We start from the raw sequence: 20,185 nt of genomic DNA, 5'->3' as shown, positions 1-20,185 counted from the left end.
TGGCTTACGACTGATGGACAATGCGCCGCTCGCGCAGCAGGAGCAGCAGCGACGCCAGCGCGTCGTCGACCGAGCCGCCGGCGGTGTCGAGCACCAGGTCGGGCGCGGCCGGCGCCTCGTAGGGCGAGGAGATACCGGTGAACTGGGCCAGCTGGCCGTCGCGCGCGCGCCGGTACAAGCCCTTGACGTCGCGCTCTTCGCACACCGCGAGCGGGCACTGGCAAAACACTTCGAGAAAAGCGCCGTCGGGAACCAGCGCCCGGGCCCGTGCGCGGTCATCGGCGAAGGGCGAAATGAAGGCGCAGATGACGATCATGCCGGCGTCGGCGAACAAGGCGGCCAGTTCGCCGGCGCGGCGGATGTTTTCGCTGCGGGCGGCATCCGAAAAGCCGAGGTCGGCGCACAGGCCGGTGCGCAGCTGGTCGCCGTCGAGCACATAGCTGCGGCAGTCCATCTCGAACAGGCGCCGCGCCAGCGCTTGGGCCACGGTCGACTTGCCGGCGCCGGACAGGCCGGTCAGCCACAACACGGCGCCACGGTGGCGGTTCTGGACGGCGCGTTCGGCGCGGGTGATGCTGGCGGCAGGCGTTGGCATGGCGGGACTCGGCAAGTGGGGGTGAGCGAACTGGAGCGACGATATATTCACATAAACCATGGCCGCGCGGCGGGTTTTCCTGACGCGCGGTGCGAATTTTTTCAGATCGGGATGCATGGACGAGTCACTCGCAGTGGAACATCAAACCAAGCCGGCAATGCCGACGTGCAATCTGTGCGGCGGCAAGGAGTTCGCTCCAGGGCCGGGCGGCCGCTTGGGCAAGGATGGGCACGGCCCGCGCTGCGTCGCCTGCGGCTCGCTGGAACGGCACCGGGTCAGCGCGCAAGCACTGCAAGCGCTGCACGGAACCGACCTGGACTCACGGCGCGCCCTGCTGATCGGTGCGGACCGGGGCGCCGATCCAGCCTGGTTCAGGCAGTGCGAGGTGCTGCAGTCGCCGGCGCCCGGTAGCTTGCCGGCGGCGCTGGCCGGCTACGGGCCGGGCAGCATTGACTTCATCGGAATGACGCATGTGATGGAGTTTCTCACCAACGACCAGGACGCCTTCGTGCGCTTGATGCGCCTGCTGTCGCCGCGCGGGGTACTGCAAATCTGCTTTTCCGACCCGCGCATGCGGCCATGGACCGCGATCGTTCCGGGACCGCCGGGCACCCTGCGGCGCTGGTACGGGCGCGACCTGGCGCGGCATTTTCGCTGCCACGACAGGCGCATCGACGTGAAGATGCGTGAAACGGCCGATCCGGGCACAGGCGATGTGCTGCCGGTCCACTTCTTCTATCACCAGCCATGAAAGCGCCGTCCCGATGACTCCCGAACACATCGCCACAATCAAGCAATACATCCTGCAGCGCGTCGCAGGCCTCGACAAGGCGCTGTTATCACTGGGCAACCCCAAGAACAAGGACGTGCTGGTGTTCGGCTGCGGCATGGGTAACGAAATCCTGTGGAGCGCGCGGCACGGCGCACGTTCCGCCCTCGGTATCGACCTGAGCAGCCCAAGGCAGGAACCGCTCGACGCGCTGATGGCGGAGGAAGGCTTCGGCAATTTCTCCTACTCCATTCACGAATGCAATGTGCATGACCTGGCGCTCGACCATCCGGGGCAATACGACCTGATCGTCTCGAACGGCGTGTTCGAGCATGTGACCGACCTCAAAGGCGTGCTCAATGCGATGCGACCCTTGCTGCGGCCGGGCGGCCGGATTGCCATCTACGCTGACGGTTTGTGGTTTTCGGCCATTGGCGGCCATCTCGGCAAGACCAACTGGGAACACCTGTGGATGGCGCCGCACGAGATCAAGGAGCAGTTTCCAGAGCGCTGGCACGCGTATATCAACCACCTGAACCGCATGACGGCGGTCGATTTTTTGCAGGCGCTGCGCGATGTGGGGGCCGTGGTGCTGCAGTTCAACGTGCGCAGCGATCCCTATATGCGCAACGCGGCGCCGCTGATGGACGCGATCCGCGCGCGCCAGCAAGTCTCGCCCACCGACATGTCGATCACCTCGGTCGGCTGCGAGATCTGCTTTCTCGAACATCTGTGATCGTGCAAATGTTAAACAATTCAATTCCCGTCGCGCCGCATTTCACATAAAATCGACCATGTCGAATTGCCGACCTTTTAGGGACACTCCATGATTCTTGTCACCGGTGGCGCCGGCTTTATCGGATCCAATTTCATCCTCGACTGGCTGGCGCACAGCGACGATCCGGTGATCAATCTCGACAAACTGACCTATGCGGGCAACCTGGATAACCTGGCGCCGCTCAGGGACGATGCGCGCCATGTTTTCGTGCGGGGCGATATCGGCGAGCGCGCACTGGTATCGGGACTGCTCGCCAGGCACCGCCCGCGCGCAGTCATCCATTTTGCCGCCGAAAGCCATGTGGACCGCTCGATCGACGCGCCCGGCGAATTCATCGCCACCAATATCAACGGCACGTTCGCCCTGCTGGAGGCGGCGCGCGCGTATTGGCAGGAACTCGATGGCGTCGACAAAAGCGCTTTTCGCTTTCTGCACGTCTCGACCGATGAAGTGTATGGCACCCTGGGGCCGCACGCGCCGGCATTTACCGAGCAATCGGCATACGCGCCAAACAGCCCGTATGCGGCGTCCAAGGCAGCGTCGGACCATCTGGTGCGGGCCTGTTATCACACCTACGGCTTGCCGACCCTGACCAGCAATTGCTCGAACAATTACGGGCCGTGCCAGTTCCCGGAAAAGCTCATTCCGCTGATGATCGCCAATGCGCTGGCCGGCAAGGCGCTGCCGGTGTACGGCGACGGCCGCCAGATCCGCGACTGGCTGTACGTGGGCGACCATTGCGCGGCGCTGCGCCGCATTCTCGAGGCCGGCCGTCCGGGCGAGGTATATAACGTAGGGGGACAAAACGAAATGACCAATATCGACGTGGTGCACACGCTGTGCGACCTGCTCGACGCCCAAGCGCCGGCGGCCGGGTCGTACCGCAGCCAGATCGCGCATGTGACCGACCGCGCTGGCCACGACCGCCGTTATGCGGTCGATGCGGGTAAACTCCAACGCGAACTGGGCTGGGCGCCGGACGAGGATTTTGCCAGCGGGCTGGCGCGCACGGTGCGCTGGTACCTGGCCAACCGCGACTGGGCGGCGGCAATTGCCTCGGGCGCGTATCGGGATGTGCACTGGACGGCGGGAGTGGCGGCATGAGCGCGCTCGCACGCAAGGGCATCATCCTGGCCGGTGGTTCCGGATCGCGACTGTACCCGGTCACGACCAGCATCTCCAAGCAATTGCTGCCGGTGTACGACAAGCCGATGATTTACTATCCGCTCACCACGCTGATGCTGGCCGGGATCCGCGATATCCTGATCATTTCGACCCCGCAGGACACGCCGCGTTTTCGCGAATTGCTGGGCGACGGCAGCGCCTGGGGCATCAACCTGGAATATGCGGTGCAGCCTTCGCCGGATGGCCTGGCGCAGGCCTTCATTATCGGGCGCGAGTTCGTGGGCAACCGGCCGTCGGCGCTGATCTTGGGCGACAATATCTATTATGGCCACGAACTCGATAACAAGCTGAAAAAGGCCAACGATCACCACGACGGCGCCACCGTGTTCGCCTATCACGTGCTCGACCCGGAACGCTATGGCGTGGTCGAATTCGGCGACGAGCAGAATGCGCTGTCGATCGAAGAAAAACCCAAGGTGCCGAAGTCGAATTACGCGGTAACCGGGCTGTATTTCTACGACCGCCAGGTGTGCGACATCGCCGCCGACATCCGCCCGTCGGCGCGCGGCGAACTCGAAATCACCGACGTCAATCGCGCTTATCTGGCCGCCGGCCAGTTGCATGTGGAAGTGATGGGGCGCGGCATGGCCTGGCTCGACACGGGGACGCATGAATCACTGCTCGACGCCTCGCAATTCATCGCCACCATCGAAAAACGCCAGGGCTTGAAAATCGCGGTGCCGGAAGAAGTCGCGTACCGCAAGGGCTTCATCGGCGCGGAAGAACTGGAAGCGCTGGCGCGGCCGATCAAGGATAACGCCTACGGCAAATACCTGCTGCGCGTGCTGTACGACCAGATTTTCTGAGGAAGGCGGCGGGTGCTCTTTTGCGCTTAATGGATCTGTCGCTTCGTTGCGCCATCTAAGGCACGTAGCCACAATCGGCTCCAGGCGAGCGCAGCCGTATCCGCTGGGCTGGCAAACAGACGACGACAGGCAAGATCGAACCGGCCGAGCACATAGCGCTGTTCTTGCGCAATCGAGGCATCCTTCCTCGCATGGCCGTGCGCTGAAGCGTGCGCCGTCGGCCAACGTGGAAACTCAGCGACATCAGCACCCCCCAACCGACGGCGACAGAGGTCACAGAACTTGTTGGCGATATCGTATTTTCGCCGGGTGTGCTGGCCGCAAATGAGGCATTCCATGACATTGCCATCCTCACCCATCCAATAAACGCCGCCATTCTCAGGCCGGCCACGCAAGTCGCGTAAGGAAAACGGTTCGTAATCGGTCGGGTCGAAATCGGCGCGATTGACGTCGTCAAAGCCGTTTTCATCGAAATCATCCATGCTTGTCATTCTCTCTTGTGCTGCCCCACAGCGGGCCAGATAAGACAGCTTAGATCAGAATAATATATTGCAGCAATCCATAATTATCAAAACTTTATTCGACGAAAAGAAGATTTACATTACAAAAGATTCTTTGCTTTCGACGTCGACCCAATGACGTTTTTTTGCAACCCGCACCCCGTCGACCAAGGTGGTCTATTTCGCCGGCGCCTCCGGCTGCGCCTTTTTCCCACTCTCGCCAGGGCGCGGCATCTTGATCCACTCGGCGCTCTTGAGTTTTTCGGGCGGTACGGGCACGTCGCCGGCCGGGCATGGGGCGTCCGGCCGATCCTTGAAGTGCCCATTTTCGCATTCCGACACGAGCGTGCCGTTGCGCCCCGCAGCGATTTTCTCGGGTGAATCCGCAGGGATGTCGCGGTTACCCATCCAAAAGATGCGGAAAGCGATCATCGCCACGAACAGCACGATCAGCATCGGCCAGCCCAGTTTCACTTCACCACGCTCGAATTGGCGCATCTGTCTTTCTCCTGAAAAGTTCATTGCAATCTTGCCATGATAGCGCAATCGAAAAGCCTGCCGGCGGATCGGCCGCCGTCGCCGTGTGTTCAAACGGCAACAACGCGACTATAATGCCCGCATGAGCACCCTGGCAAAGCGACAAACACTGCACATCTGGATCGCCTTCCTGGCCATCCTGTTCAGTGCCTTCGCGCCCGCCATCGGCAGCGCCGCCATGGCGTCCGCGACGATGGAAGTGTGCACCAGCGAGGGCGTTCGGCTGATCGACGTGGCCGCCAGCGACGACGCCTCCGGCTCGGCCCATCACGCCATGCAGCACTGCGCGTTTTGCACCACCCACGCCGGCTCGTCCCTGCCGCCGGCGCCGCCCACGGGCATGCTGATCGTCGAGATCGGCCGCAGTTCCTACCCATCGCTGTTCTACCGCGCGCCGCAACCGCTGCACGCCTGGTCGTCGGCCAACCCGCGCGCCCCTCCCCTCCTCGCCTGACCGTCCGTACCAGTTTGGCCACCGGCTTGCCGGGGCCTTGTGCCGCCATCCGCGCGGCTCCGAACCTGTTTGACGAGGATTTATCTTGAAACCGACCCCTGTCGCTTCAGCGACCACGCTCGCCATCGCGATGCGAACGCTGCGCTGCTTTAACGCCGCCGCTTTCAGCGCGCTCGCCTTTTTCTACTTCGCGTCGTATTGCCTGCCCGCGGCCCCCTTCTTCGCGCTGCAACTCGTGCCGGCCGCCGGCACGACCATCTTCAACACGCCATCACTTTCCGCCAGCAAGGACGCACCATGAAACACCTTCACATTCCCGCCTTCCTCGCCCTGGCCGGCGCCGCCCTCAACGCCGGCGCCCAAACCGCACCCGACGGCCCGATCGAAGCGCGCATGCGGGTGATCGTCTCGGCCATCGGCGAAGGCTGGCGCGCGCCGCAGAACGGCTCCGGCGACGCCGCCTCGCTGCTGGGCGCCACGCCCGGCTATAGCGTGGCCCAGGGCGGCGGCGTGTCCGGCCTGCCGACGATCAACGGCCTGGGCGACGACCGCCTCAAGATCCGCATCGACGGCATGGAAATCACCTCCGCCTGCGCCAATCATATGAATGCGCCGCTGTCGTACATCGACCCCACCCAGATCGGCCACATCGACGTGCTGGCCGGGGTCACGCCGGTCAGCGCCGGCGGCGACAGCATCGGCGGCACCCTGACCGTCAAATCGGCCGCGCCGGTATTCGGCATCGACGGCGAGCGCCTCGTCACCAGCGGCAAACTGTCACTGAGCGGGCGCAGCAACGGCGAGGCAGTCAACGCCGGCGTCTCGGCCAACGTGGCGAACGAGCGCCTGAGCTTCGGCTACAGCGTTGCGCAGGCGCGCGGCCACAGCTACGACGATGGCGACGGCCAGCGCGTCCTTGGCAGCATGTACCGCAGCACCAACCAGTCGGCCGTGCTGGCCCTGCGCGGCGACGGCCAGCGCGTGACGCTGCGCGTCGGCGTGCAGCGCATTCCCTACCAGGGCTTCCCCAACCAGTACATGGACATGACCGGCAACGACGGCAAGTTCGCCAACCTGAACTGGCTGTCGACCTTCGGCTGGGGCGAGCTCGACGCCAGCGCTTACTGGCAATCGACCAGGCACGAGATGGGCTTCTTCACGCCCGAGCGTCCCGGCACCATGCCGATGCTGACCGACGGCCGCAATGCCGGCTATGCGCTCAAGATCACGCTCCCGGCGGGCGAGGCGAGCACCGTGCGACTGGGGCACGAACTGCACACGTTCAGGCTGGACGACTTCTGGCCCGCCGTTCCCGGTTCGATGATGATGGGACCGCAAACCTATGTCAACATCAACGATGGCCGGCGCGACCGCATCGCGCTGTACGGCGAAGCAGAAACCCGCCATGGCGGGCGCTGGACCTCGCTCGTCGGCGCGCGCTGGGAATCGGTGCGCATGGACGCCGGCGCGGTCCAGCCGTATGCGAACAACATGATGAACGCGGCCGACGCGGCGGCGGCGCAAGCGTTCAACGCGCGCGCGCGGCGCCAGCGCGACAGCAACCTGGACCTGACCGCGCTGGCGCGCTTCGAGGCCGACGCGAATACCACCTACGAGCTGGCGGCGGCGCGCAAGACGCGCTCGCCCAACCTGTACGAGCGCTATTCCTGGGGACGCGGCACGATGGCGATGACCATGACCAACTGGTTCGGCGATGGCAACGGCTATGTCGGCGACATCGACCTCAAGCCGGAAACGGCCACCACCCTGGCCTTGACCGCGCACTGGCATGGCGGCGGGGCGGACGGCTGGTTCGTCAAGCTCAACCCCTACTACAACCGGGTCAGCGACTATATCGATGTCGATACGCTGGGCCAGTTCAACCCGTACAGGAGCAAAATCGCGCAAGGCGCCCTGCTGCGCTTCGCCAATCATGACGCCAGGCTGTACGGCGCCAACCTGTCGTGGCGCATGCCGCTGCCGGCCTCGCTGGCATTCACAGGCAATGCGGCCTACACGCGCGGCAAGCGCGCCGATGGCGGCGACCTGTATCACATCATGCCGCCCAACGCCCTGCTGGCGCTCGACTACAGCCACGGTCCGTGGAGCGGCCAGGTCGAAACCAAACTGGTGGCGCACAAGGACCACGCCGACGCTCGCCGGCTGGAGCCGCGCACGGCGGGCTACGCGCTGCTCAACGCGCGCGCCGGCTACCAGTTGCGCAAGAACGTGCGCCTGTCGGCCGGCGTGAGCAACCTGCTGGACAAGCAGTATGCCGACCCCTTGGGCGGCGTGTACCTGTCGGGCCTGGCCGCGCAGCGCGGGGCCTTGCAAGCCTTGCCCGGTTACGGCCGTTCGGTGGAACTGGGACTGACCATCGGCTTCTGATGCGATGCCGGTGACGCAACGCGGGCCGCTCAGGGCAGGTCCGCGTACCACTGGGCGTAAGGCGTGTTGGCGACCATGCGCCGGTTGAAATCGGGTGCGCCATCGGTCCACCACACCGGCCCCCGTTCGCCCAGGGCGCGCTTGGCCGTGTCGACGGCCGCGCGGGCGCCGCGTTCGGCGTCGGCGTCGCCCGATTTTTTGGCGGCGCCGACCTGCCTGCGCGCCGTCATGAGCTGGTCGACCAGTGCTTGCCGTTCATCCGGCGCAAGAGCGGGATTACTGGTGCGCCACAGGCGGCCCGACACGACAAAATAGCGCCCGTCGGGCGTGGTGGGATATTTTTCAGGGGCCGGCATGGACTTCAGCCGACGCCGTGGAACCGGCTGGGGCAACGCTGGGCAGGTAGGCGCTCAAAAACTCGGCCGGCATGCGGCGCACCTTGCCGCTGCTGATCTCAATGCAGACCAGGTCCCAGCGCCCGCGCAGCACGGTAACGCCATCGCGCGCGCGGATCAGTTGAAAACGGCGTTCCATCGCGATCTTGCCGTCGCCACCGGTCAACCACGTGGCCAGGCTCAGGGACTCGCCCACAACGGTCGGCAGCAGATAGTCGTACTCGCCGCGCCGGATTGCCATGGCCCGATCGAGGCGACGGTAGTCGTCCAGGTTCAGGCCAAGCTGCTCCGAGTGCGCCCAGCCGATCTGTTCGCACCATTGAACATACACGGCATTGTTGGTGTGATCGATTCCGTCGATATCGCCTGGCTGCGGCGTGATCGCCTGCACAAACGGGTTTGCATAGTCCCAGTCCAAAACAGTCCCTTTTCAAAAGGGGACCTCGAAAGACCTACTGCGCAGCGCAATTTTCGCTCTGCGATGCTCACCGTACCTGCGTACGGTTGCGCTTCTCGAACGAAACTTGCGCCGCTCGCTACGGTTTTTCGAGGTCCCCAAAAAATGTATGCGCGCTGTGGCGTGAATCAGCCGAAGCGCGCCTGGTAGTCGCTCGGCACCACGCCCAGTTGCGCGGCGAAGGCCCGTCGCAGATTGTACTCGCTACCGAAGCCGCTCTGGCTGGCGGCGCGCTTGACTGTCATGCCGGGGCGTTCGAGCAGGCCGCAGGCGGCCTCCATGCGCAGCCGCAGCAGCAGCTGGGCCGGCGACAGGCCGGCCGCCTGGCGCAGTTGGCGGTGCAAGGTGCGCACCGACAGCGCACACGCCGCCGCCATCTGTTCGACGTCGATCCGCTGGCGCAGGCGCGGGCGCAGCCAGTCGGTAAGCTGGGCATGCACGTCTTGCGGATCGGCCTGCGCCAGCAATTGGGAGCTGAACTGGCGCTGGCCGCCCGGCCGCTTGAAGAACACCACCATCCGCTTGGCCACCGCCAGGCCGACGGCGCGGCCCTGGTCTTCCTCCACCAGGCTAAGCGCCAGGTCCATGCCGGCGGCGATGCCGGCCGAGGTGTACAGCGGACCATCCTTGATATAGATCGCGTCCTCGTGCACGTCGATGGCGGGAAACTGCGACTGCAACAAGGCCGCATCGCGCCAGTGCGTGACGGCGCGGCGGCCGTCGAGCAGGCCGGCGCGCGCCAGCACAAAGGCGCCGGTACACACCGCGCAGCAGCGCGCCACGCGGCCCGCCGCCCGCGCCACCCAGCGCGCCATGGCCGGGTCGTGCGCGCCGCCCGCCGTTTCGATGCCGTGCCCACCTGAGACGATCAGGGTCGCCCCGGCCAGCTTACTCCCCGCCGGCGGCAGCGGCGCGCTCAGCACCGTCACCCCGCAACTCGACGCCACCGGGCCGCCGCCGGGCGCGATCATGTGGATCCGGTACGGCTGCGGCAAGAGCGCGTCGCGGGCCTCGTCGTTGGCGCTGCCGAAGACCTGGGCGGGGCCGGTCGCGTCCAGGAGGGCAAAGCCGGGAAACACCAGCAGCCAGATATCGATCGTTTTCATATGGCAGATATTCCACTATCAATGTCATTTATGTCAATCGCCATCATGACATGATGGGTCTTCTCATCAAGGAGCAACCATGACACGCACCATCGGTATCTATGTTTTTGACGACGTTGAAGTGCTCGATTTTGCCGGGCCTTACGAAGTGTTCACCTGCGCCACGCGCATGGCCGCCAAGCTGGCGCCCGATGGCGAGGCGCCGTTCCGGGTGCGCACCATCGGCGCCACCACCGCGATGCTGCGCGCGCGGGCCGGCCTGAGCGTGCTGCCGGAAGCCGATTTTGCCGGCGCCGGCGACATCGATGTGCTGATCGTGCCGGGCGGCGTGGTGACGAACGAACTGGCCAAGCCCGACGTCATCGCCTGGATCGCCGCCACCGCGGGCAAGTCGGAGCTGACGGCGTCGGTCTGCACCGGCGCCATCCTGCTGGCGCAGGCGGGGCTGCTCGACGGGCAGGAGGCGACCACCCATTGGGCGGACGTGGAGGAGTTGCGCGCGTCCTTCCCGCTGGTGCGCGTGCGCGAACAGCGGCGCTGGATCGACAATGGCGCCATCGTCACCTCGGGCGGCATTTCGGCCGGCATCGACATGTCGCTGCACCTGGTCGAACGGCTGGCGGGGCGCGAACTGGCGCTGCGCACCGCGCACCTGATGGAATACGAGTGGAACGAGGGATGAGGGGGCGGAAATGAGAATCGTGCGCAGCAAGGACTACCTCGGCGCGCGCGCCTGGGACGCGCAGCTGATTGCCGCCATGGACAACGCCACCGTGCGCCTGCACTGGAGCGACCAGCCCTACCCCTGGCACGTCAACGACGGCCAGGAAGTATTCGCGGTGCTCGACGGCGAAGTGGCGATGCACTACCGCGACGACGGGCGCGAGATGGTGGCGCATTTGTGCGCCGGCGACATCTTCTACGCCGCCGAGGGCGACGCCCACAGCGCGCACCCGCTGGGACAGGCACGCATCCTGGTCATCGAGCGCGCCGGCAGCGTGTAGCGTCCACGCTCGGCACGTCCGGGCGGTGCCGCTCAGGCCAGTCGCTTGACCAGCACGGCGGCCGCTTCGGCCGACGAGGCCGGATTCTGGCCGGTGATCAGCAGGCCGTCGGTGAGCACGTACGAGCCCCAGTCGGCGCCCTTGGAATACACGCCGCCGTTGGCCTTGAGCATGTCTTCAACCAGGAACGGCACCACGGCGGTCAATCCCACGCCGTCTTCTTCCGTATTGGTGAAGCCGGTGACCTGCTTGCCTTCGACCAGCGGACGGCCGGCCGGGGTTTTGACGTCGCGCAGCACGCCAGGCGCATGGCAGACCAGCGCGACCGGCTTGTTGGCCGCGATGAAGGCTTCGATCAGGGCGATCGAGTGCTTGTCGTTCGCCAGGTCCCACAGCGGGCCGTGGCCGCCTGGATAAAACACCGCGTCGAAGTCGGCTTGCTGCACACGGTCGAGACGCACGGTGGCGGCCAGTTGGGCAGTCGCTTCCACGTCGGCCTCGAAACGGTGCGTCGCTTCGGTCTGGGAGGCCGGTTCGTTGCTCTTCGGGTCGAGCGGCGGCTGGCCGCCTTTTGGCGAAGCGAGCACCATCTCGACGCCGGCATCCTTGAAGATGTAGTACGGGGCGGCCAATTCTTCCAGCCAGAAGCCGGTCTTGCGGCCAGTGTTGCCAAGTTCGCTATGCGAGGTCAGTACGATCAGAACTTTCATGCTATTTCTCCTAAATAGATCATCAATGAAACGAGTAGACCAGTCGTCTATCCGCAGGGAAAAAAAAATCGGCGGACGAACCGCCGGCAAACTCCCCTTACTCCGGGGAGAGATGTAATAGTTGACGCGTGGTCGACAGCGCCCAGTCGAACGGCTGGGTGTTGCGGCCAATTTTCACCATGATGCTCGCGCCCAGCCACAGCTGGTACAGGCTGTTGGCGGTGGTCTCGACATCGCTGTCGATCGCCAGCGATCCTTCGGCCACGCCGGCCTCGATTGCGCCGGCCAGCCTGGCGACGATGCCAGCCGTGCCGCGCTTGAGGGACAGGCGCATCGCCTCGGACAAGTCGGCCACTTCGGCGCCCAGCTTCACGGCCAGGCATTTTCCCTGGCATTCGAAGGACGATTGCGCCGCCTGCCAGCTTTTCCAGTAATTCATCAAGCGCTGGGCCATGTTGATGCCGGGCTGGCTGAAAGTGGCGTCGATCTGCGCTAGGTAGTCTTCAAAATAGGCTTCAAGCAAGGCTTCCCCGAACGCATCCTTCGAACCGAAGTAATGGTAGAAGGAGCCTTTCGGCACCCCGGCGGCGAGCAGGATCTCGTTCAGGCCGACCGCCGAAAACCCTTTCGCGGCCATGATGCGCTGGCCGGTGGAAAGGATGTTCCCGCGAACATCGGGGCTGTCGGATGTGGTTCTTGTGTTCATGGGCCCACTATAACCGAGATTAGACCGGTCGTCTAGCCCCATATAAATCGATTCTGGCTGGCGCCTCAAGGTCCTGCCCGCACTGGCGACAGGACCTTGAGCGCAGGCGCCGAACGCGCGCCCTATTGGCCGGTCTGGGTCAGCACCATGGTCCAGCGCTGGCCGTCAACAACGATCAGGACCTCGAACGGCAGCGCGCCAGCCGGTGCGGCGGACACATCGAAGCTCTGGGTCTGCGCGTTGTAAGCCAGCCAGCCCGGCAACGGCGAGGCGTCGGTGCGGGTCACCTGCACCGACACGCCGCCGACCGCCATCGCAGCGCTCAACTGTTTCGGCAAGGCGATGCTGAAGCGTTCGCCGCTGGCGACTATTTCCTTGGGAATACCTACCGCCACCAGGCCGGCTGCCTGCTTCGAGGAGGCGCGCACCAGCGACACGGTGATGGCTTCTTTCGCTTGCGCACCGAGGCCCCGCTGCACACCCGCCCCAGGCACGGGCGGCGGGATGGTCAGTTGCAACGGCGACGCTGCCCTGGTTACGACCGGAGGGACGGGCGCAATCACGGGCAACTGCGGCAGCACGAGTTCGGCAACTTCAACCGGCGGCGTTGGCGTGGGCGTGGGCGTTGGCGTGGGCGGTGGCGGCGGCGTTGGCGTCGGCGTCGGCGTTGGCGTTGGCGTTGGCGTTGGCGTCGGCGTTGGCGTTGGCGTTGGCACAGTCGGTACTTCGGGAACCGGCGGCACCGGATCGCCCGGAGCGGGAGTGATGGTGGCGGCGGCGACAGCCGACGTGTTGAGCAGCGCATAGTTGGGCGCGTCGATCCCGGCGACGCCGATTCCGCTCACGTCGATGCGTTTCGCGACGCCGGGCGCGGCGTCGATGAAATTGGCGCCAAGGCTGGCTACCTGGAGCACGTCGCCGGCGACACGATCATCGCTCAAGCGCACCGGCGCGATGGTGCCGCCGTCAAATACACGATCGATCCCCGTGGCGCTGACCGTCAAGGGGCGTGCGTTGATGCTGGAGGTGGTGCTCGCAGTGGTACCGGCCGGCACGTAATTGCCGGCATCCGCGCCACTGACGGCAATATCGGAAACGCTCAACTCCCTGGCGACGCCCACCCGTTTGTCCGCGAACCTGGCGCTGCCGGCAATGGCCAGCACGTCGCCGGCGATGCGGTTGTCGGCGAACGTGGCGCTGCCGGCCGTCGTGCCGTCATAGACTTTGTCGTTCCCCTTCACGCTGATCAGCAAGGGGCGCGGCGCGATGCTCGCCGTGGCCGCCGCCGTCGTCGAGAACGCGTAATTGCCGCTGTCGGCGCCGGTGAGCACGATGCCGGTGATATTGACGCGTTTGGCCGTCCCGGCGTTCTTGTCGATAAAGTTGCCGGCGCCTGCCAGGGTCAGATTGTCGCCCGCCACACGGTCGTCGGCGAACGTGACGGCGTCGAGCGTGGTGCCGTCGTACTCGCGGTCGGCCGCGCTGGCGCTGATATTCAACAAGCGAGGCGTGATCGCTCCGGCCGTCGTGACGGTCGAACCGGGCAGCATGTAGTTGGCGCTGTCGGTGCCGCTCATCGTGATCGCGCTGATGACGATGGCCTTGCCGTTGCCAACGTTTTTGTCGGCAAAGTCGCTCACGCTGCCGCCGACCACCAGGTTGTCGCCCGCAATGCGGTTGTCGGCCAGGGTCGCGCCGCTGGTCGTGCTGCCGTCGTACACGCGGCTGGCGCCGCTGGCGCTCACGGTCAGCGGACGCGGCGTGATGCTGGCAAAGCCGGTGGCCACGGGATTGAAGCTGTAGTTGCCGCCATCGGGTCCGCCGAACGCATAGCCGCTCACGCTGACCGGCTTGTCGACGCCGACGTTCTTGTCGCTGAAACTGCCCGTTCCCGGACTCACGGTCACCGCATCGCCGTCGATCAAGCCGTCGCCGACGCTGATGGTGGCACTGGCGGCCGTGCTGCCGTCGTACTGGCGACTGGTGCCGAGCGCGCTCACGAGCACCGGCCGCTTGGTGATGTTGGCCGTGGCGCTGGCGCTGGCGGCCACCTCGTAGTTGGCAAGGTCGGCGCCGCCGGCGCTGATGCCGCTGAGCGTGACGGTCTTGCCGTTGCCGACATGCTTGTCGACGAAGTTGGCGGCGGTATAAGCCAGGGTCACCTCATCGGTGCCGATCAGGCCGCTTGGCGCGAGCGTGGCGGTCGCGATCGTGGTGCCGTTGTATTCGCGGTTGGCGGCGACAGCGCTAAATTCCAGTGCGCGCCTGGTGATCGTGGCCGAGGTGTTTGCGCTGGTATTGACCAGGTAATTGCCGGCATCGGCGCCGCCGATCGCGATCCCGGTGACGTTGATGGACTTGCCGGGGCCCGCGTTCTTGTCGGCGAAGCTGGCGGCGCCATAGGAATACGTCAGGATATCGTTCGACACGACTGAGTCGTCGGGGAGCAGCGTGACGGTGGCGGCGACCCCGCCGTCATACGCCCGGCTGATGCCGCTGGCGAAAATTTCGAGGCTGCGCGGGGTGATATTGCCGCTGGTGGTCACGCTCGTGTTCGGCGCATAATTGCCCGCGTCGGCGCCGCCGAGCGTGATGCCCGATACCGTAATCGTCTTGCCGACGCCAACGTTTTTTGTGTCGAACAGCGCGGTCTTGTCAATGGTCAGCACATCGCCGTTGAGCCTGTCGTCGAACAGCGACACCGTGGCGTTACGGCTGCCGTTATACGTGCGGCTGTCGCCTTCGGCGCTGATCGCCAGCGCGCGCGGCGTGATCGTCGCGCTGGCATTGGCGCCGGTCAAGACATAGTTGGTATCGATGGCGCCGGCCAGGGCCAGCGTACCAAGGGCCAGCGGCTGCGTCCCGGCATTGACGTTCTTGCTCGGTACGCTGCCGCTGCCGGTCAAGCCGCACGCGGCCAGTCCGCCCGCGCAGTCGCTGCCGACCAGGTTGGTGGCGCCGATGGCGGCGGCGTTGAAAACCGTGCCGCCGTCGTAGGGACGGCTGCCGGCCAGGGCCAGCGGCCGTTTCGATATCGTGTAAGCGAGGCCGGCGCCAGGCACGACGGCGTAATTGTCGGCGTTGGCGCCGCCCAGGGTCAGGCCGGAGCCGTACACGATCTGGTACAGGCCCGCATTCGAGGCAGAGGTCGGGGCGCCGCCATACACCGCCGTGCCGCCGACATTGAGGCCGAGGGCGGCCAGCGCGCCCGCGTCGAGCAGGTTGGCGCCGTTAAACAGCGAATATGTCAAGGTGCCGACCGGATCGCCATATACATTGCCGGCCTGGCTGGCGTTCACCCGCACCAACAGCGGCTGCGAGCTCGGGCACGACGCGAACACCGCCAGGCAGGGATAGCCGTTGTTGACGCCCGCCTTGATTTGCCAGACCGGCGCCAGGAAATCCCATCCGGCGTCGGTGAAGGTGGCGCGCGCTTTCATTTGCGCGCTGGTCTTGCCCACCCCGCCGGCGCTTGCCGCCTGGCCGGACGTGTCGACGTCCCAAAAGCTGTTGTTGATCTCCGACGTCGTGACGCCCCCGTCCATCGTTTCGTAGCCGACAAGGCCGCCGACACTGTTGTTGCCATTGCCGATCGTCACGGCGCCGACCGCATAGCTGTTGGTGATCACCGAGCCGTTTTCGCCCACCAGGCCGCCGACGTTGGTGTTGCCCGACACGGCGCCGAGCGCATAGGTATCGATGATGTTGCTGCGCGTGCCGCCGGCGGCCTGGTTAATGCCGACCAGTCCCCCCACCGACTGGCTGCCCGCCACGGCGCCGCTGGCGTAGCTGCGCCGTATGGTCCCGAAATAGTTCAATCCGGCCAAGCCGCCGATGAAGGCCGTGGTGCCGGTGACGCTGCCGGTGGCATAACTGTTTTCGATGATGCCGGTATTTTTGCCGACCAGCCCGCCCACCTGGCTGGTGCCGGACACGGCGCCGGTGGCATAACTGTTGGTGATAATGCCGGCCCGGTTGTCCCCGACCAGCCCGCCCATCTCGTTAAACCCCGTCACCGCCATGGTCGAGAAGGCATTGCTGATGGTGCCGTAGTTGATGCCGACCATGCCGGCCGCATTGGTGCCGCGGTTGACCGACCCGCCCAGCATGCCCAGATTGCGCAACTGAACCGTGTTGTTGCCATACAAGCTGGTGATCATCGCCGGCCCGCTCTGGTTGATGAACATCCCGCTGATGGTGTGGCCCAGGCCCTCGAACGCGCCCCATGACACGCCGAAGGGCGTGAAGCCGGTGCCGCCATTGCCATCGTTCCATCCCGACGTGGCGGACGCATCGATATCGCTGCCGAGCGCGTAATACGCATTCTGGCTCAACTGCGCACCCTGCAGGGTGCCGGGCGTCATGTCGCCACGGTCCGCCCCCAGGCTGTTGATGACGGTGTACACATTGCCATTGATGGTCAGGGCGCCGCTGCCGCTGAAATTGACTTTGCCGGCAAACGTATTGTTGGCGCCGAAAGCGGTATTGACTTTCAGGCTGGCCGGCGCCAGGTCCAGGCTGGCGCTGCCTGTGGCGCTCATGACCGCCTTGATGTTGATGGCGTTGGTGGCGGTCAGGGTCAGCTTGTTGGTGCTCCAGCTGACCGCGTCGTTGACGTTGATGCTGCCGTCGCTGCCGCTGCCGCCGGTGCTGGCCAGCGCAACGTCGGCCAGCGCCAGGTTGCCGCTCAGGGTCGCGCCGCTGATATCGCCGCCACTGGGCGCGATCGTGAAGCCGTCCGGGTCGAGCAGCCAGGTCCCGGTCTTGCCGGCCAGCGCGCGCGCATCGACCCGGGTGCTCGCGCCGACCGCCAGGCGGCTGCCCGAGGTTTCCACAAAGCCGCCGTTGCCGCCATTTTCCCCGCCACGCACGCTGATCGCGCCATCGACCGTGGTCTTGCTGGCGTGGTTGCCAAGATCGCCCATCAGGATCACCGAGCCGCCGTTGCCGTGCGACCCGGGGGCGGCGTCGGCGCGGATCGTGCCCGCGTGATTGACCTGGCCGGACCCGCTGAGCAAGATGCGTCCGCCATCGTTGACCAGGCCGCTTGCCTCGAGCACGCCGCTGTTGTTCACCACCCCGCCCTGCAAGCTGTTGCTGGCCTGGGCCGACAACACGATCAGGCCGCCCGGCGCGAGCACCGCCTGGCGATTCTCGACCAGGGCCGCGATCACCGACGGCGTGACGCTGACCGAGGCCAGGGTATTGCTGTCGTTGAACTGCAAGGTGACCGTTTCGCCGGCGGCGAGCGCCACCGCGCCCTGCTGCGCAAGCACGATGCCGCTGTTGCGCACTGCGGGGGCCAGCAGCGCGATATAGCCGCCCAGCGAAGCGTGCAACTGCCCCTCGTTGACCACATTCCCGCTTGCCCCGGCGCGGGTGAACGTATTGCTTCCAGCCATGAAGTCAGCGGTCGACATCGCATGCGTGGTCGCTACCAGCCCGCCCACGTCGACCGTGGCCGAGCGGCCGAAATACACGCCCGCCGAATTCGACAGGAACACCTGGCCGTTGGCCGTGAGCTTGCCGAAAATCTGGCTCGGGCTGGCGCCCAGGACCCGATTGAGCGTCACCGAACGGCTCGACGGCTGCACGAAATTGACACTGGCGCCCTGCCCGATATTGAAGCTCTGCCACTCGATGGCGCCCCGTTCGGTGCTCTGCTGGATCGACATGGCGGCGCCGGCCTGGCTCACTTGCGCGTTCCCCGCCACCACATTGGCCCCGCCCGGCAAGGCACCAACGGCCGGCGCCGTCTGCGCCAGCGCCGCATCGGCGAACCCGGCCACCAAGCCCAGTGCGGCGAGCACGGCGGCGAGCGGCCCGCGGCTGCTCTTGCCCCGCCCTTTGGCGTGTTCGGCAACGGCAACCCAGCAGCCGTACTGGTCGCTCCAGACCAGGCGATAAAAGCGGTTCATCGAGGCGTGTGCGAACATGATGATTCCCTTAATTCAAAATGGCAGACTGGCTTGCAGCCAGAAGCGGTTGCGGGTCAGCGAACCATCCTGGTCGCTACCGCTGGCGCTCGGATTGGGATTGGCGCCGATCCGGCGCGCCCAGGTGGACTTGATGCTGATGCCTTTCGGCGCCAGCCAGCTCAAGGCAACGCCGGCGCCGCGCAAGCTATAGGCATTGCGCGTTTCGGCCCCGGCGAAGTGGTTGTCGTGGTTGATCCTGACATGCCCCCAGTCGTAGAACCCGGCCAGCGACAGGTTATGCGGCAACTGGGCGCGCAGTTCGATGCTGGCCAGCTGGCCGGACGCGCCGCCGCCTTCGTTGATGGGATAGGCGCGCACGCCGCTCGGGCCGCCAAGATAGAATTTTTCGGCCGAATCGAGATTCTTGCGCGCCGCCTGCCCCGCCAGGGTCATGTACAGCAGCAGGGCGTCGTTCAACGCCTGGGTGCGCGCGGCCGCGTAGCGCAGCTTGGTGAAGCGCCCGGCCGATTTCACCGTGGCCGCGTCGGCCGCGCGCGTGGGCGAGTCATCCAGGTCGACCTCCCCGCGCACCAGGCTCAGGCTACCGGTGTTGTTGCCGCCGCCGCCCAGCTGATCGAGCGCATTGCCGTACAGCGAAGCGCTCAAGGTATCGATGCGGTAGTCGCTCACGCTCGCGCCAAGGGCGTCGTTGTCGAAACGGCGGTGATCGTAATTGACGGCGAGCGAGAGGTTTTTCAGGCGCGAGCGGATCAACGGGTAGCTGCCGTCGAGCCCGCTTGTCGAGGATTTGCCGCGCGCGTCGAGCGCCGCCGTGTCATCACTGACGAGCTTGTAACGCAAGGCCGATACATGGGCGCCAGCGCGCACACCGCTGCTGCCAACGGGCACGCTGGCGTCGAGCCGGGCGTAATCGATTCCTTCCGAATGCTGCAAGCTCAGTCCGATCTGGTCACCCAGGCGAAAGGGGCTGTTGAGGTAGATATCGCCGCTCACGCGCGCCCGCCCGGTCGAGCGCGAGCCGGCGTTGTCGACGCTGACGACGCCGCTCAGCAGCGGTGCGTCTTCCACTTTTAATAACAGGTCGGTTTCGCGCTCGTTGCGCCCGGCGCTCAGGCTTCCGGTGACGGTCACGCCGGGCAGGTCGCCCAGCAGCAGCAGGGCCCGGTCGAGCGCGTCGGCATTGAGCAGCGCGCCCTTGCTTTGGGCCGCGTCGACCATGGCGATCAGGCGCTGCGGCGCGATGCGGGCTGCGGCCGCGCCGCCATCGAGGCGGACTTCGCCGAAGATCGCTTCGACAATCTGGATCGTGACCACGCCGTCGACAATTTCCTGGTGCGGCAGATAGGCCCGCACAATCCATCCGGACTGGCGGTACAGGGCGGCGACCGTGGCTGGCGCCTGTTGCAGCTGGGTGAAGTCGAGTGGCCGCCCGCGCAGGCCGGCGAGCGCCGCGCCGAGCTGTTCATTGCTGAGCAGCGTATTGCCGACGAAGCGAAATGCCGTCACGGTGACGGTCGAGCCGCTCAAGGCCCGCATCGGTGGCGGCACGCCGACCGCGGGCGCATTGGTCCTGGGCGGCGGCGGACGCCCTTTTTCGATTTGCTGCAGCAGGGAGCCCGCATCCGGCGTCGTTTGGGCGTGGACAGTTTGCAAGGAAAACAGGGCGACGGCAACAAGGCATTTCCGATGACGAACGAGTGTCATGATCTGGTCCCATGGTACGTAGAGGTACGCAACAGGCGTACCTGGACTGGCTCATCCGTGATGAAGCATGCGCGATCACCGCGCGGCATGATATCGATGGACAAGCATGGTCAATCAGTACTGCGATGGCGGCTGTAGTGCGGGCGGGAATT

19 protein-coding genes are annotated in these 20,185 nt (G+C 65.6%); 9 read left to right on the top strand and 10 right to left on the bottom strand.

Annotation, left to right across the window (positions count from 1 at the left end; all coding sequences use genetic code 11):
• Positions 1–4 precede the first annotated feature (4 nt).
• Entirely contained in the window at positions 5–595 is a 591-nt protein-coding gene (cysC, locus tag F0185_RS07550) for an adenylyl-sulfate kinase (RefSeq protein ID WP_167223088.1), read from the bottom strand.
• 157 nt (positions 596–752) lie between these two features.
• Here cysC and F0185_RS07545 point away from each other — a divergent pair, with 157 nt between their 5' ends.
• The 4 genes from F0185_RS07545 to rfbA all read left to right on the top strand — a co-directional run bounded on the left by F0185_RS07545 (position 753) and on the right by rfbA (position 4,133).
• Positions 753–1,346 (top strand): class I SAM-dependent methyltransferase, encoded by a 594-nt coding sequence (locus F0185_RS07545; protein WP_167223086.1) that lies wholly within the window; start codon positions 753–755, stop codon positions 1,344–1,346.
• 13 nt (positions 1,347–1,359) lie between these two features.
• The gene (locus F0185_RS07540; RefSeq protein WP_167223084.1) at positions 1,360–2,100 is read left to right on the top strand and encodes a class I SAM-dependent methyltransferase; all 741 of its coding nucleotides are present in this window, start codon (positions 1,360–1,362) and stop codon (positions 2,098–2,100) included.
• 90 nt (positions 2,101–2,190) lie between these two features.
• Positions 2,191–3,246, top strand: coding sequence for a dTDP-glucose 4,6-dehydratase (rfbB, locus tag F0185_RS07535; protein ID WP_167223082.1), 1,056 nt, complete (start codon positions 2,191–2,193; stop codon positions 3,244–3,246).
• The gene (rfbA, locus tag F0185_RS07530; protein WP_167223080.1) at positions 3,243–4,133 is read left to right on the top strand and encodes a glucose-1-phosphate thymidylyltransferase RfbA; all 891 of its coding nucleotides are present in this window, start codon (positions 3,243–3,245) and stop codon (positions 4,131–4,133) included. Before rfbB ends, rfbA begins: the two co-directional genes overlap by 4 nt.
• 26 nt (positions 4,134–4,159) lie before the next feature.
• Here rfbA and F0185_RS07525 read toward each other — a convergent pair whose 3' ends face one another.
• Complete coding sequence (locus F0185_RS07525) at positions 4,160–4,615, bottom strand: hypothetical protein (protein WP_167223078.1); 456 nt, start codon at positions 4,613–4,615, stop codon at positions 4,160–4,162.
• Between the two features lie 195 nt (positions 4,616–4,810).
• A complete protein-coding gene (locus F0185_RS07520) occupies positions 4,811–5,131 on the bottom strand; it encodes a hypothetical protein (RefSeq protein ID WP_167223076.1) in 321 nt (106 codons plus the stop codon).
• 121 nt (positions 5,132–5,252) lie between these two features.
• Between F0185_RS07520 and F0185_RS07515 the strand changes: the two genes are divergently transcribed.
• The 3 genes from F0185_RS07515 (at position 5,253) to F0185_RS07505 (ending at position 8,012) form a co-directional block, all read left to right on the top strand.
• Positions 5,253–5,624 (top strand): DUF2946 domain-containing protein, encoded by a 372-nt coding sequence (locus F0185_RS07515; RefSeq protein ID WP_167223074.1) that lies wholly within the window; start codon positions 5,253–5,255, stop codon positions 5,622–5,624.
• Positions 5,625–5,709: 85 nt separating this feature from the next.
• On the top strand, positions 5,710–5,925 hold the full coding sequence (locus F0185_RS07510) for a hypothetical protein (protein WP_167223072.1): 216 nt from the start codon (positions 5,710–5,712) through the stop codon (positions 5,923–5,925).
• A complete protein-coding gene (locus tag F0185_RS07505) occupies positions 5,922–8,012 on the top strand; it encodes a TonB-dependent receptor (RefSeq protein ID WP_167223070.1) in 2,091 nt (696 codons plus the stop codon). Before F0185_RS07510 ends, F0185_RS07505 begins: the two co-directional genes overlap by 4 nt.
• Before the next feature lie 29 nt (positions 8,013–8,041).
• On the opposite strand, the gene F0185_RS07500 is transcribed toward F0185_RS07505, so the two are convergent.
• From F0185_RS07500 to F0185_RS07490, 3 genes are all read right to left on the bottom strand, one after another.
• Complete coding sequence (locus tag F0185_RS07500) at positions 8,042–8,368, bottom strand: hypothetical protein (protein WP_167223068.1); 327 nt, start codon at positions 8,366–8,368, stop codon at positions 8,042–8,044.
• Entirely contained in the window at positions 8,355–8,825 is a 471-nt protein-coding gene (locus F0185_RS07495; RefSeq protein WP_167223066.1) for an acyl-CoA thioesterase, read from the bottom strand. Before F0185_RS07495 ends, F0185_RS07500 begins: the two co-directional genes overlap by 14 nt.
• 167 nt (positions 8,826–8,992) lie before the next feature.
• Positions 8,993–9,970: a GlxA family transcriptional regulator gene (locus tag F0185_RS07490; protein ID WP_167223064.1), complete on the bottom strand. Its 978-nt coding sequence runs from the start codon at positions 9,968–9,970 to the stop codon at positions 8,993–8,995.
• A gap of 79 nt (positions 9,971–10,049) precedes the next feature.
• Between F0185_RS07490 and F0185_RS07485 the strand changes: the two genes are divergently transcribed.
• Entirely contained in the window at positions 10,050–10,652 is a 603-nt protein-coding gene (locus F0185_RS07485) for a DJ-1/PfpI family protein (RefSeq protein WP_167223062.1), read from the top strand.
• Between the two features lie 10 nt (positions 10,653–10,662).
• Positions 10,663–10,974, top strand: coding sequence for a cupin domain-containing protein (locus tag F0185_RS07480; protein WP_167223060.1), 312 nt, complete (start codon positions 10,663–10,665; stop codon positions 10,972–10,974).
• A gap of 32 nt (positions 10,975–11,006) precedes the next feature.
• On the opposite strand, the gene F0185_RS07475 is transcribed toward F0185_RS07480, so the two are convergent.
• The 4 genes from F0185_RS07475 to F0185_RS07460 form a co-directional block, all read right to left on the bottom strand.
• The gene (locus F0185_RS07475) at positions 11,007–11,684 is read right to left on the bottom strand and encodes a type 1 glutamine amidotransferase domain-containing protein (RefSeq protein WP_167223058.1); all 678 of its coding nucleotides are present in this window, start codon (positions 11,682–11,684) and stop codon (positions 11,007–11,009) included.
• A 97-nt stretch (positions 11,685–11,781) separates the two neighbouring features.
• Positions 11,782–12,390, bottom strand: coding sequence for a TetR/AcrR family transcriptional regulator (locus tag F0185_RS07470; protein ID WP_167223056.1), 609 nt, complete (start codon positions 12,388–12,390; stop codon positions 11,782–11,784).
• 122 nt (positions 12,391–12,512) lie between these two features.
• Entirely contained in the window at positions 12,513–18,326 is a 5,814-nt protein-coding gene (locus F0185_RS07465; protein WP_167223054.1) for a YDG domain-containing protein, read from the bottom strand.
• A 15-nt stretch (positions 18,327–18,341) separates the two neighbouring features.
• Positions 18,342–20,033: a ShlB/FhaC/HecB family hemolysin secretion/activation protein gene (locus F0185_RS07460; protein WP_167223052.1), complete on the bottom strand. Its 1,692-nt coding sequence runs from the start codon at positions 20,031–20,033 to the stop codon at positions 18,342–18,344.
• Between the last annotated feature and the right edge of the window lie 152 nt (positions 20,034–20,185).

The organism is Massilia rubra, from assembly GCF_011682065.1.
GTDB lineage: Bacteria > Pseudomonadota > Gammaproteobacteria > Burkholderiales > Burkholderiaceae_D > Telluria_A > Telluria_A rubra.
Note: the sequence above shows the minus strand (reverse complement) of the source record. Positions and strands in the feature narration are given on the sequence as shown.

Excerpts from the sequence above, each read along its gene's own strand:
- cysC (WP_167223088.1), bottom strand. The coding sequence starts at position 595 with ATGCCAACGCCTGCCGCCAGCATCACCCGCGCCGAACGCGCCGTCCAG.
- F0185_RS07545 (WP_167223086.1), top strand. The coding sequence starts at position 753 with ATGCCGACGTGCAATCTGTGCGGCGGCAAGGAGTTCGCTCCAGGGCCG.
- F0185_RS07540 (WP_167223084.1), top strand. The coding sequence starts at position 1,360 with ATGACTCCCGAACACATCGCCACAATCAAGCAATACATCCTGCAGCGC.
- rfbB (WP_167223082.1), top strand. The coding sequence starts at position 2,191 with ATGATTCTTGTCACCGGTGGCGCCGGCTTTATCGGATCCAATTTCATC.
- rfbA (WP_167223080.1), top strand. The coding sequence starts at position 3,243 with ATGAGCGCGCTCGCACGCAAGGGCATCATCCTGGCCGGTGGTTCCGGA.
- F0185_RS07525 (WP_167223078.1), bottom strand. The coding sequence starts at position 4,615 with ATGGATGATTTCGATGAAAACGGCTTTGACGACGTCAATCGCGCCGAT.
- F0185_RS07520 (WP_167223076.1), bottom strand. The coding sequence starts at position 5,131 with ATGCGCCAATTCGAGCGTGGTGAAGTGAAACTGGGCTGGCCGATGCTG.
- F0185_RS07515 (WP_167223074.1), top strand. The coding sequence starts at position 5,253 with ATGAGCACCCTGGCAAAGCGACAAACACTGCACATCTGGATCGCCTTC.
- F0185_RS07505 (WP_167223070.1), top strand. The coding sequence starts at position 5,922 with ATGAAACACCTTCACATTCCCGCCTTCCTCGCCCTGGCCGGCGCCGCC.
- F0185_RS07500 (WP_167223068.1), bottom strand. The coding sequence starts at position 8,368 with ATGCCGGCCCCTGAAAAATATCCCACCACGCCCGACGGGCGCTATTTT.
- F0185_RS07490 (WP_167223064.1), bottom strand. The coding sequence starts at position 9,970 with ATGAAAACGATCGATATCTGGCTGCTGGTGTTTCCCGGCTTTGCCCTC.
- F0185_RS07485 (WP_167223062.1), top strand. The coding sequence starts at position 10,050 with ATGACACGCACCATCGGTATCTATGTTTTTGACGACGTTGAAGTGCTC.
- F0185_RS07480 (WP_167223060.1), top strand. The coding sequence starts at position 10,663 with ATGAGAATCGTGCGCAGCAAGGACTACCTCGGCGCGCGCGCCTGGGAC.
- F0185_RS07475 (WP_167223058.1), bottom strand. The coding sequence starts at position 11,684 with ATGAAAGTTCTGATCGTACTGACCTCGCATAGCGAACTTGGCAACACT.
- F0185_RS07470 (WP_167223056.1), bottom strand. The coding sequence starts at position 12,390 with ATGAACACAAGAACCACATCCGACAGCCCCGATGTTCGCGGGAACATC.
- F0185_RS07465 (WP_167223054.1), bottom strand. The coding sequence starts at position 18,326 with ATGTTCGCACACGCCTCGATGAACCGCTTTTATCGCCTGGTCTGGAGC.
- F0185_RS07460 (WP_167223052.1), bottom strand. The coding sequence starts at position 20,033 with ATGACACTCGTTCGTCATCGGAAATGCCTTGTTGCCGTCGCCCTGTTT.